This window comes from Vibrio vulnificus CMCP6 (genome assembly GCF_000039765.1).
GTDB lineage: Bacteria > Pseudomonadota > Gammaproteobacteria > Enterobacterales > Vibrionaceae > Vibrio > Vibrio vulnificus_B.
The window spans coordinates 715,931-727,356 of the sequence record NC_004460.2 but is presented as its reverse complement, the minus strand read 5'-3'; the positions used below and the strand labels follow the sequence as shown (position 1 = coordinate 727,356).

Sequence of the window (11,426 nt, the reverse complement as noted above, 5' to 3'; positions counted from 1 at the left end):
AAATACAAAAGAACCCTTCAATATAAGGTCACTAAGCAGGCGAAAAATATGCCTGTTAAGCACAAATATACTGAATAAATTCAGTATATTTGGCGAAAACAGTGAACAACATATTCACTGTTTTACTCTGCTAAAATTCAGTTAACTAGATAGTGATAGAATCAAGATCTAACTCTGGGAACATGTCCATCACCATTTCAACTAGAACTTCATCTGAAACAGTAAACAGTTCTGCCACTGGACGATGATACTTGTCGACATAGTGAGAAATCACTTCCGCGGTAGATTGCTCATCCAAACCTTGACTGTTTAATGTAATGCCTATAACGGGTACACCTGCAAACAGCTCTATTAGCTCTATTTCTGTATCCAAATCAGGCATAAAATATTGCTCACTACCACTCAAGTAGACTCTCGTTGGAGAGTGTTGAAGGATTACAGCATGTGGTTGCGAGCCACGGATAATCGATGCACTAGTACAAAAACAGGGGTGGCTTAATGCACCTTGCCCTTCAATCACAATGACATCAGGTCCTTCTTCTTCGTATGCTTCAACAACAATGGCTTCTAACTCTCCAACGCAATACTGTGAAGGTATGGCTTCAAGTGCGATCCCATAGCGTGCTCCTTGGATCAACCCCGTTTGCCCTGTGGCGATCATGACGACATTTAAACCGTATCTTTCGAGGACTTTCGTCAACGCCAATGCAGTGGTACGTTTGCCAATAGCACAATCCGTACCCATGACTAAAATCCTTGGGCAAAGAACTGTTTGGAGACGGTTCGCAAACAGCTGAAGTTCATCTATTGGCCTTGGTTTGATAACATCAATAATCCGAACATGATTCTTTTTGGCCGCTTCCATAAACTCTGGGTCGTCCGTTAAAAATTCATGTAGGCCAATCACAATGTTCATCCCCAATCTCATTGCGGTGAGGATTAGCTGTCTTTCTTCAAGAGATAAACGCCCACTCTCAGGAGAAAGGCCGTAAATAAAGTATTCCGGAATCCAATCAGAAACCGCGATCGCTTGACTTAAACTAGAACAAATAGGAACGCCATTGTCATGCCCATAGAGATAAGCTCCACTATCTTGGCCTGCTTTGGTACTGTCGATAACAGATACGATCTTGAACCGATTCGACTCACGTACTAGCCCGTTAGTTGTTTTACCTTTAGACTCACCAAAGAAGCCCTCGCAGTAGACAACCGCAGTCTCCCTTTGTTGCCTCAATAAATTGGGTTTAGGTAACGCTCTACTTCTTGGTAAAGAGTACAAGTTTTCTACGTTGCTCAGTTTTGAGCTCATTTTACGTGTTGGGTGTAACATGATTTACCTAACTTCGTTAGGCTTAGAAGGGCACGATGGGGAGGATAGTCAATCCAGAATCAACAAAATGTCCCACTAAGCTGTGGGGGTTCACGAACTAGCCTACCATAGTTTTCGATACTTAATACTTAATTTGTACATTTCTTGCTCAATATTGTTTTTTTTAAGAACTTCCGACCATTTTCAATGCGTGGAGGCACGCCAAACTTCATTACGCTCACTCAAGATCTTACGAGAATCGTTCATCGGGATCATGCTAATAAAATAGGTCATTGTGGGCGGCAGTTGATTAATCTGGCGCATCTACTCCATATCCAAAAACTGGTCTCATATTTCGATATCGAGTAAGAATCGAGGGTGACTCTGTGTAAATATTGCGCACCTGATAGGTTGGTAGCAAAGTTAAAACACTCGGCATCAGGGGACCAATCGAGGCAGATATGTTTAGCCAGTCCACAGCCACATCGAACCAATACTTAGCTAGATATCAGTATCTTCTGAAATTTTGAGCGCATCTTCGATTTCTACCCCTAGATAACGGATGGTGTTATCGAGCTTAACGTGCCCTAACAGCAATTGTACCGCTCTAATATTCTTTGTCTTCGCATAGATAGGTGTGGCCTTAGTCCTGCGCATAGAGTAAGTACCATAATGAGTAGAATCCAAGCCAAGCGTACTTGCCCATCGTTTAATAATGCTGGCGTAATAGGAATAACTCATTGGTACTCCTTCACGCCTGGGACTAGGAATTAAAAGTCTTGGGGTGATAACTGACTCACAAATAACCATTGACTGAGTGCGTGCTGGGTTTTGGATGTGATTTCAAATTGCACATCTCGCGATGTTTTACTTTGAGTCAGTAAAACTCTCGTCATAATGATGCCAGAAGAGGATACATCACAAACCCGCAATCTGAGTAAATCACACGAACGTAACTTACAGTCTATGGCAAGGTTTAATAGTGCCAACTCCATAAGGTTACCTTCAATTTCTAAATGCGTTCGAATCCGCCAGATATCTTCAAGCTTAAAGGGCTTCTTCTGTCCTAATATCCGTTTCTTTGTATTAACAGTCACCATACATCACCTCCATGGTTACTTACTTGAGTGACCTATTAATTTTAGAAACCGTGATTTCAGATAATTTTTTCTAATGATGCGTAGCAAGTTTGAAAAGGTATAGAGTATTTGAACTAATAGACTTTGGGGCAAAAATAGCTTAGAAGTTATGTCCGTTTAAATTTAGTGTCACATAGCAATTTTGCATGTAAGCATTATTATTGGCGTTCTCCCTCCGGTCGGTTCATTCCGTTGCTACGCTCCTCCCTCGATAACTTGATCCATGTTCATCGAGCAAGCTCGATGTGGCTCTAAGTTCCTGCGGACAATCACCCAGCGCCTTCGTTACTGCGTAGCTGCGCCTCGTACCTCCTCACGTAAAACCTTTCACTGACTTCGATTAAGTTCGAGTAAGGGCTCGGTGTCTTATGTGCCGATTTTCCTTTCAACTCGCATCATTTGATGGCGCTCGCAGGCTGTAAACCATCCTCACCCAGAACCCTCTTTGCAAGGTAGGGCGAAGCCGCTGAGCGCCCTTGCAAAGAAGAACCCTGTTTGAGGAATGGGGCAGCCAAGCGGCTCCATAAAAGTGATACTCAAACAGAAGGAAACTCCTTATGGCACAACGACACTCAACCCCAACTCTCTCTAAATCGAAGGTCAGCGACCAGCGTTTCGCCGCTGGGCACGAAAGCTCACCAAAAAATGATATCTCTTGTCATTTTCTTCAGCAGTTACCGGCTTATCTTGACCCATCAAAGGTGGTCAGTGTGGTCGTTCGTGGGGAGCACTTTGGTTCATGGGATACGCCGCGTGAGCAGTGGGAGGCGGGCTTTCAAGTCATGGCTATTGAGTCAAATGGTAATGAGAAACACGTTAAGAACTTTCTATCCTCACAGCTTTCAATATCTGCAATTAAACAAGAGTGTGGCGCAATTGCAAAAGCACTTTCCGCCACATTAATAGATACCACCATTAATTTTAATGTTGAGGCTTAAGCTATGAAATATCTATCAGATTACACCCAACAACCACAAACCGATTTATTTGATGAGCTAGGCGCGTTCTTCGCGTTTTCTAATAATCAGTTCGATTCAGCTAAGAAAAAAGGCGTTGAGTATGTCTCTCTCGGCATGGGAATGATTGTGCCTAAGAATAACGCTAAAAAATTGATTGAGCGTTTAGATGAAATTCAAAAAGAAGGGATTAAGCAAGACATTGCCGAAAATGGCAAGGAGACAATTATTCGTCGTGAACTCTCTAATCACGAGTGTTTTTATACCAATGATATTACCGACTGTGTAGAAAATCTCGAAGAGTATGGTTATTCATACGACGACATTTATCAAGTGTATAGACAGTGGTGAACGTACTACGAATAAACCAGAAATAAAAATCCTTAACGCTCAGCAAAAATTCGCTAAGGCATGTTCAATTATAAACTATAGGAAACTTAAAAATGAACGCATTAAAGAATACTCTAAATCAAAAAGATTTAAAAGCGCAAAATTATGTGTGTACGGCTGTTCCGTTTGAGCTTGGAAAAACGGTAATGACACAAGGTGTAGCTGATATAATAGAAAATAACAGTGGTTCACAGGGTAGTTTGTTTATTGCACTTACTCGCCATAAAAATGGTGACTGGGGCTCTATCTGTATTGATGATAAAATAACGAACGATGAAGCTACCAAAACAGGTGAACGTGTTTTATCTAAATATAAGTTATGTGGTGAGCGTATTTGGGTCATTACAGAAAGAGATAGAAGTGTTACCACGGTTTTGCTGCCTAGTGAATATTAATCTCTTAAAATATACGATAGAATAGAGTCCTGACGGACTCCATTTTTTGCTTATGAAAAAAACATGCTTACTATTGCTTATTTTTCCTAGTGCGGTTTCGGCCTTTTGTTTTGAAGAGGCCGGACAGCATTATAACGTATCACCTGATTTACTTAGAGCTATTGCGCAAGTAGAAAGCAGTCTTAGATCCAACGCTTACAACGAAAACAAAAATCAAAATGGTGAAATAATAAGTCGTGATTATGGATTGATGCAAATTAATTCGTCTTGGTTTCCTAAACTTGCTGAATTTAATGTCGATGAGTCCAATGTTTACGAGCCGTGTTTTAATGTATCGCTTGGTGCTTGGGTATTAGCGTCTAACTTTGCTAGTCATGGTTATAACTGGAACAGTGTCGGTGCGTATAATGCAGGATTTTCTAAACGCACCGAGAGCGCCCGAAGAATATACATCCAAAAAGTTCAAGCCGTTTATTTTTCTCCAAACTTCAAATAACACACCTTGCACCATTGTGGTGCAATTGACATCTTCCTGATCTCCTTTCCAAGCCTGGCACATGTTGCTTGTTCTCTCCGATTCAATCGCCACCGATCGGCTTTTAGCTTCGCACTGGCTGCAACCCCTCCGCTCAAGATGGTTAACCGATGAGTGATCATTGTTAGCGTCGTAGGGTCTTTGAGTAGGAACCACACCCCACGGCGGATTGATTTTCAATCCGAATGGTTGTCTGTAGAAAAGATAAAGACTTTAAAAACAATGAGATAGTTTGCTTTGGTGCTTAGTCTTGAATGGTGAAAAAATTTTCAAATTTTCCACTAAAATTAATCATTTTTATCAATTGAATTCTATGTAGTTTAATTGACATGTCATTTATCCTTTTAATGGTAAGGGATACAAGCTGATTCAATGATTTTTAATTTAAAGTTCATTGAATTTTTATTTATCCCTTTTGTGGTATGCCTTCAAGCTCTAGAGGTTGAATTTGATTCATTGAAAATCCATTGATAGTGTAATGAATTTCAATGATGGAAAATGGTGGAAAATATGAGTCGTGCTTACCCATTACAGAGCTCATTACGAGGTCAATTAAAGCAAGATTTCATCAAATTCAGAGACAGAGAAAACCTTTCGGATGCCGAAGCTACTCGGCAGCTTTTGACTTTGGCTTTACGGATCAAGCTGAATGATAGTGATGAAGGCCGTCCTTCAAACAGAGAGCTGATGGAGGAGATTTATCGGGTTGTTCGCCAGTCCTCTGCGATAGGGGATGTTATTCATGGTCAGACATTTAATGGTGAGAAGTTATTTAAAGATCAAAAAGAGTCTCAACCCGTTAGGCGCCAAGTTAAAGCCGATATTGATAATCAGGTGGATTCATTTCTTGAAGGCAAAAAAAAAGGGTAGCCTAATGGCTACCCTTTTTTATCGTTCTAACTCTCTGTCTAAATCTAGATGTTTGTCTACGTCTTGAGCTTTATTTAAGTCAATATCTTGTTGAGGTGAATGTTCTTTATGATCAAAGTGCTCTAATTCTTTACTCTCTCGCTCATTATGTATAGACGAAATAACATCTTTATGGTCACTATTAGGCTGTTTCAACACACTATCATCAATGGCAATATTGAGGTTGATGTCTTTATCCTGTCCTTCAAATTTATGAATGCACTCAGTGATTTGCTTGAGCATATCTTCTTCGGTAACAAAGTTAATATTAGGAGAAGAGAATTTTTTAATGATCTTCTCCATGTTGTTTGAGTTGATATCTAAGTTTTGATTGGTCAACACAATAATGACATTTTGTCGTATTTCGTCAGGCGTTATATTTTGAATGTCATTTTTATGATTGACATTGATGATGTCATATTGGCCGTGAGTATGCTCATTTATTATGAACGACTGCTCAATGCCCGTACTAATAATCGTTGTGTTTAAATCCTGTCCTTGGTTAAAGAGAGTCATTTGCTTCGATTTGGTCCCTAATACTCTTGGGTTCACATCCATATCACTGTCTTTATTAGCATCATGGTCAAGATAGGTAATTTCAATCGCTCGTGTTTCTCCTTTCTGGTTGTGAATGTTTGCAATCATAGCAGGGTGGAACGCTTTATCTTCTGACGAGTAAACTGCGGGATGGAAACGAACGTTGTCGTTCTCAGCGTTTTTAACACCTAACTTATGGAGGTATTGCTCAGCTAATGTTCCTTTTAGCTCTTGGCTTTCTTGTAAATAATCTTTCGATCGTTGTTCAAATTGAGCAATGTGTTTTGGTGTTGTATTCATAAGCTTGTCGTGATCCTTGTTAATTGCAACTTGATAGTGTTCAGGATTATTTAAGAGGTGATGAGCCTCGTTCATCGCCTCTTTGTAACTGAGGTCTTTATGACTCATCATTAGATTAATCAGCGAGCCTTTTTCTCCTGTTGTGTAATCTTTGAAATAACCGCGATAGTCCCCCGTTAAACTGACTTTAATGGCGGACTTGCCCGTACCAAACGTTAAATAGTCTCGATCGGATTTCGATTTGTTAGGCGCTCCTAATAGGTGGATGGCGAGGCTTTCTGTGTATTTTGGTAACTCAGAGTTGATGTGCTCTCTGAATTTGTCGTAATCGAAATCGCCATTTTTGTTTTGATAACGAACGTCTTCATGAGGAAGCGCGTTGCCATTAAAATACGTGGTCGATTGAGGGGCGATGTGCTTAACGGTTTCAATCGCACTGGCTTTGTTGACCTCTTTGGATAACCAGCTCTTCATCATCTGTTTGGGGTTATCGGTGTAGAGTCTGACGTGTTCACTTGCCCTTGTTAAATCGATATAAGCACGTCTTAGGTTAGTTAGAGCACCTTTCCCTTTGATAGAGGTAATGACGTTTTGGTACGTGGCACCTTGCGCCATATCTGCGGTTCGGGTATAGGCGTAATCCCAATGGCCATCCTTAATTTTTTCGGGATCGATCGTGAGTGATTGTCCATTTTTGGATTGGGCAATCACGGCGTTATTGTCGGCTTGAACAATGTGGTGCACGACGTTGGCCTTAATGCCGCGAGTTTTGTCTGTAAAGCGGGTGATGATCTTATCGCCTGTTGATAACGGTTTATGCGAAACCGAAAACAGAGCAGTAAACTTATGATCGCGATGCCTTGGTAAAAAGGCGCTTTCTTTCCCTGTCTCGTGGCTCTTTACCACGACCACACCATGTTCAGAATCGACTTTGGTGATGGTTCCGTATTGCCCTGGCTTGGTACTGAGCACAAGCCCTTTTTGGTACGGCATCATCGTTTTGAGCTCTTCGCCACTGGCGCCGATAGAACGAAGTCTTGGCACAATGACATTTTCTTTGCCTAACTCGTTCTTTTTTATTAAGCCGTGGCGAATGTGTTCAGTGATGGCATCTCGCTCGTTGTTCGTGTAAGCAATGATAAGCGTATTTTCGCGCGTTTCTTGAGTACGTGATAGGTAATCTTGTGCGACTTCATAAGGAAGCTTCTCAGTCGCGATTTGCTGCGCTTTTCGAGGGTCTTGAGGGTTATCGGTAAGTGTTGAAATGACATGTTGCGTTTTTCCTTGTTTATCCGCGCCTTGTTGACTGAGTTTGTCGAGCGCACTGTCGGGTTGTTTATCGAGAATGTTGTGCACTGCACCTAATGTTGCTTTGTTGCGCTGACGAATGATGTCGGTCATTTGCTCTGACTCGATGATCTGCGCGGTATCGATGATGCCTTTTGTCATGGCCAGCTCGAACGGCTTACCCGCATTCAGAGACAGTAGCTGCTCTTTATCACCTAATAACACAGCTTTAGATTGGCTTTGCAGTACCAAGTCAGTGAGCTCCTTCGCTTGTTTATTGCTGACCATCGAACTCTCATCCAGAAAGAATAAGGTGTTTTTATAGTCTTCTGGTGAGGCACGGCCCTGGCGAATATCGGTGAGTAAGCTCTCCAGTGTTTGCGCTTTGACACCTTTACTTTCCAATTCCCCGACAGCTGAGTGAGTGGGGGCAAGACCAATAATTTGATCAGGTTGGTTTTTTCCCGCTTGGGCGATGAGTTCGATGTTGGTTTCGAGCATTGTGGACTTACCCGTACCGGCTAAACCTTGTATGGCCACAAAGCTGTCTTTTGTGGTGGAGATCAGATGAATTGAATTTTTTTGACCATGAGTGAGACAAGATTGAGCCTCAAGGTAGGAATGTACCTGTTTTGAGGTGGCAAAAGGGGAGTGTTGCCCCTTACCTTGTTCAATATTACTAAGGATATGCTTCTCGGTTTCGATGGCTGCCTCTGTCGTCCAACGTGTACCGTCACTGTATTCTGCAGAAAGGGTGTCACTGCGCTCCGCCAGCTCGGCCTCAATGTGCGCTTTGGTGATGGGGCTATTGGTTTCCTCAAAAGCAAAACGTACCGCTTCAATCACTAGCTCTTTTTGAGTAAATCCGGCCTCTTTTTCTGACAGGTGGTTTAGGGCGAAATCGACTGCTTTCTGTGAAACAGGCGCGTGTTGCTCTTTCGCGAGTACACCAATGGCGTGTTCAATATCGTGTCTGAGGGTAGACTCTGTGGCTTCAGAGAGATAGCGATCATTGATGTGCTGAGTGTGCAGGACTCGTTCGATGGCTGAGGGGCGAACTTCTGCTTTTTCTAGAGCTTGTTGCGCTTTCTCAGGATGGTCTGTGAAAATGTCTAAGCGAGCACTGCTCTCTGTTAGGTCATTGAGTAATGCTTTAGAGAGCGTAAAGGCTTTTCCCGACAGTAAGGTATGTTCTCTGGGCTCAAAGTGATTAGCTGAGTGAGCATAGTCATACGTGAGTGGCGCGTCTTTCAATTTATCTAGAGGGAGCGTACTTGATTGTCCTTGTTGATTGGTTAGCGTTAATGAGTTTTTAGTGATGGACGTGACAAGGTAATGGTGTCCAGCTTCGAGCTGAGAAGGAAAGTGCTTATTTGTGGCCAGAATACGTTCACCTTGAGAGATCTCAAGGGCGTCTGGTTTGTACAATTGCATGTTCATAGATTGAAACGCTTTAGACGAAGGGTCAAAAGTGCTTGCTTTACCGTCCGTTTTGCTCAAAACCTCTAGGGTGTTAGAGGCTTTATCGACACTGGCGATCACGAAGTCGTGAGGTTTTCCCTTATCCCATTGTCTGAGGGTCATACCGGATTGGTAATGCTTTGCAAATTGTTGTTGTGGCTTTGAAAGGTAATGAGGTTGCTGGGTGAAGACAGTGACACTGGTGCGTGAGAGTTGGCCATCGTTCTTCAAAGCGGCGCGTATCTCATTGGTTAATCGCCGTTGTTCGACTCCAGAGGTTGCCAATACTTGAGCATTGGTTTTGTCGGGCAAGTCGGCGTAAGTGAGAGCGATGTTGTGATCCTCTCGATTATGCAGTCGCACGACGCTATCCGCTTGTTTGCTGTTGACCCAGGTGTGCGTCGTGACATTTCCTTTACTGTAAAGGTCGATAGCGCTGTGCGCTTTCATGCCTTGGCGGTTTGAGACACGGTTAAGTAAGATAACTTTACTGTTGCTGTTACCGGCTTTTTCACTGAGTGAGAGCAGTTCATTCGCACTCATTTTGTTTGCGTTATCGACTAAAATAATGTCCTTGTTGGTCAGCGGGTGCTTAGAATCAAGTAGACCTTGTAAGGTATGACGCTGATCGTCTTGAAATAAATGCTTAACCCAAGTGACAAAGGTGTGGCTTTCTCGGGGGATGTTTTGTTGATTATGGCGGTGGTGTTGGGTGTTTTGAGAGACAAGCTGTACTCGCTTACCACTGTGGTTGCCTGCGTTAAGTAGGTTTTGCGCGATTTGCTCGGAAGAACCAAATACGTTGACCACGTGAAACTGTTTGGTTGAGCCATAAAGGTCGGCCACTTTTTGGCGATTATCTTGGGCAATATTGAGACGGTTTAGGGTCGGTTCATCGATATTAGTGCGCATGTTATGAGTCCGTCCCTTAGTGATGTCCATGAGTGCTTTTTCGTTTTTCAGCATCGTTTGGGAGGTGTAGTGTCCTTTCTCAGCCAGTGGTACAAGCTGGCCGTTTTTTATCCACTCGTCGGCGACTTGCTTTAAATCAATCGCATTGGCTTGCTGTGTTCCTTTAGTAAAGTCTGAGGCCGCGACCTCAATCACTTTCTCAAGGCTCAATGAGGTTGAGTACTGCCCCAAGTGCGTCATTGCATGTGAAAACGCTTCATGGGCTTGCTGCATGGCATGGCCGCCTTTTTGAGGCATTGCTTGGCTTTGTTTGACCAAAAGGGCAGGGTCAAAACCTTCACCTTTTACGGTTTGTTGCCATTTGTGGTTTAAGGTCGAATCGCTGTGGTAAGTTTTTCTCTGTCGGGTATCAAGGGCTGCGGTGTCTCTACTTGCTTGGGTATCATGGCCAAACTCCATTACCTGTTGGTCAATTTGCTGTTTGCGTGTTGAGAACGCTTTATGTAATGACTCCGGGACGCCATCGATATCAAATTGAGCGTTACCGAGTCCTTTTGTTTGGAAACCCAATTCTTCGGATTCTCTGGCGAACTGGCTTTGGTAAAGGGCAGTGTAATACTTCTGAAAGTTATAGATGCGCTCGCCACTGCCATTAATGACGCCGCCTTTCTGTTTTAAGTTAGACGCGAGTGTACGTAAGTTGCCTTCCTGATCTCGGGTCATATTGGCAGCGAGGGCATGGGAGTGAACTTGTGGATCGTTGTTGCGACTGGTTTTATGACGAACGACCGCAAAAATCATGGACTGAGTATTGTGAAACTCGCGTTCGCCAGCTTCGTTGGTGTGCGTGGCCTGAGCTACGTCCTTCTCTAACTCTGAGAGGGCAAATTTCACCGCGTTGTTGTGCGCTTCAATCAGACGTGAATCCCCACCGACCAATGCGAGTATACTGGCGTTTTTAGGAGCAGAAAAAGTGAGATCGAATCCACTTTTATGGTCTTCTCGCTTGCCCTTAATGGTTTCATCATTGAGTGTGCCAGAAAGGATAGTCTCTAAGGTTTTTTGTTCTACAGGTTTACCAAGCAATCCTGCTTCTTGTGCTAATTTTCCATGCCAAAAGGTGTTTTCACCTTGTTGTTTTTCCTTGAGGTAATAGTTGTCGCTAGCGTCTTTTTCGAGAGAGGTGTCCGGTAGGTCTTGGGTGTTTTCTTCGTTTAAGTAGTATTGAGCAGCGTTAGAGGGAGATCTTAAAGGGCTGATTGACATCATTGTGGTGTTTCCTTTACGGGAACCACC

Annotated in this window: 7 protein-coding genes and 1 pseudogene; 5 read left to right on the top strand and 3 right to left on the bottom strand. The window is 42.9% G+C overall.

Annotated elements, in window-relative coordinates; translation table 11 throughout:
• Window positions 1-145: 145 nt before the first annotated feature.
• Window positions 146-1,330: an N-acetyltransferase DgcN family protein gene (locus VV1_RS18265; protein WP_011081609.1), complete on the bottom strand. Its 1,185-nt coding sequence runs from the start codon at window positions 1,328-1,330 to the stop codon at window positions 146-148.
• A 480-nt stretch (window positions 1,331-1,810) separates the two neighbouring features.
• Window positions 1,811-2,409: pseudogene (locus tag VV1_RS18260) on the bottom strand (tyrosine-type recombinase/integrase).
• Between the two features lie 596 nt (window positions 2,410-3,005).
• On the opposite strand from VV1_RS18260, the gene VV1_RS18255 reads away from it, so the two are divergent.
• The 5 genes from VV1_RS18255 to VV1_RS18235 all read left to right on the top strand — a co-directional run bounded on the left by VV1_RS18255 (window position 3,006) and on the right by VV1_RS18235 (window position 5,594).
• On the top strand, window positions 3,006-3,386 hold the full coding sequence (locus tag VV1_RS18255; RefSeq protein WP_011081607.1) for a hypothetical protein: 381 nt from the start codon (window positions 3,006-3,008) through the stop codon (window positions 3,384-3,386).
• A 3-nt stretch (window positions 3,387-3,389) separates the two neighbouring features.
• Window positions 3,390-3,755 (top strand): DUF7659 family protein, encoded by a 366-nt coding sequence (locus VV1_RS18250; protein WP_011081606.1) that lies wholly within the window; start codon window positions 3,390-3,392, stop codon window positions 3,753-3,755.
• A gap of 92 nt (window positions 3,756-3,847) precedes the next feature.
• Window positions 3,848-4,189 (top strand): hypothetical protein, encoded by a 342-nt coding sequence (locus tag VV1_RS18245; protein ID WP_043921152.1) that lies wholly within the window; start codon window positions 3,848-3,850, stop codon window positions 4,187-4,189.
• Between the two features lie 52 nt (window positions 4,190-4,241).
• Window positions 4,242-4,685, top strand: a complete 444-nt coding sequence (locus tag VV1_RS18240) for a lytic transglycosylase domain-containing protein (protein ID WP_043921151.1) — start codon at window positions 4,242-4,244, stop codon at window positions 4,683-4,685.
• Between the two features lie 549 nt (window positions 4,686-5,234).
• Complete coding sequence (locus tag VV1_RS18235) at window positions 5,235-5,594, top strand: hypothetical protein (protein WP_043921251.1); 360 nt, start codon at window positions 5,235-5,237, stop codon at window positions 5,592-5,594.
• An 18-nt stretch (window positions 5,595-5,612) separates the two neighbouring features.
• On the opposite strand, the gene traI is transcribed toward VV1_RS18235, so the two are convergent.
• Entirely contained in the window at window positions 5,613-11,399 is a 5,787-nt protein-coding gene (traI, locus tag VV1_RS18230; RefSeq protein ID WP_011081603.1) for a conjugative transfer relaxase/helicase TraI, read from the bottom strand.
• Window positions 11,400-11,426: the final 27 nt, after the last annotated feature.

What these genes read in the sequence shown, in the direction of transcription:
- VV1_RS18265 (WP_011081609.1), bottom strand. Translation starts at nt 1,330, where the DNA reads ATGTTACACCCAACACGTAAAATGAGCTCAAAACTGAGCAACGTAGAA.
- VV1_RS18255 (WP_011081607.1), top strand. Translation starts at nt 3,006, where the DNA reads ATGGCACAACGACACTCAACCCCAACTCTCTCTAAATCGAAGGTCAGC.
- VV1_RS18250 (WP_011081606.1), top strand. Translation starts at nt 3,390, where the DNA reads ATGAAATATCTATCAGATTACACCCAACAACCACAAACCGATTTATTT.
- VV1_RS18245 (WP_043921152.1), top strand. Translation starts at nt 3,848, where the DNA reads ATGAACGCATTAAAGAATACTCTAAATCAAAAAGATTTAAAAGCGCAA.
- VV1_RS18240 (WP_043921151.1), top strand. Translation starts at nt 4,242, where the DNA reads ATGAAAAAAACATGCTTACTATTGCTTATTTTTCCTAGTGCGGTTTCG.
- VV1_RS18235 (WP_043921251.1), top strand. Translation starts at nt 5,235, where the DNA reads ATGAGTCGTGCTTACCCATTACAGAGCTCATTACGAGGTCAATTAAAG.
- traI (WP_011081603.1), bottom strand. Translation starts at nt 11,399, where the DNA reads ATGATGTCAATCAGCCCTTTAAGATCTCCCTCTAACGCTGCTCAATAC.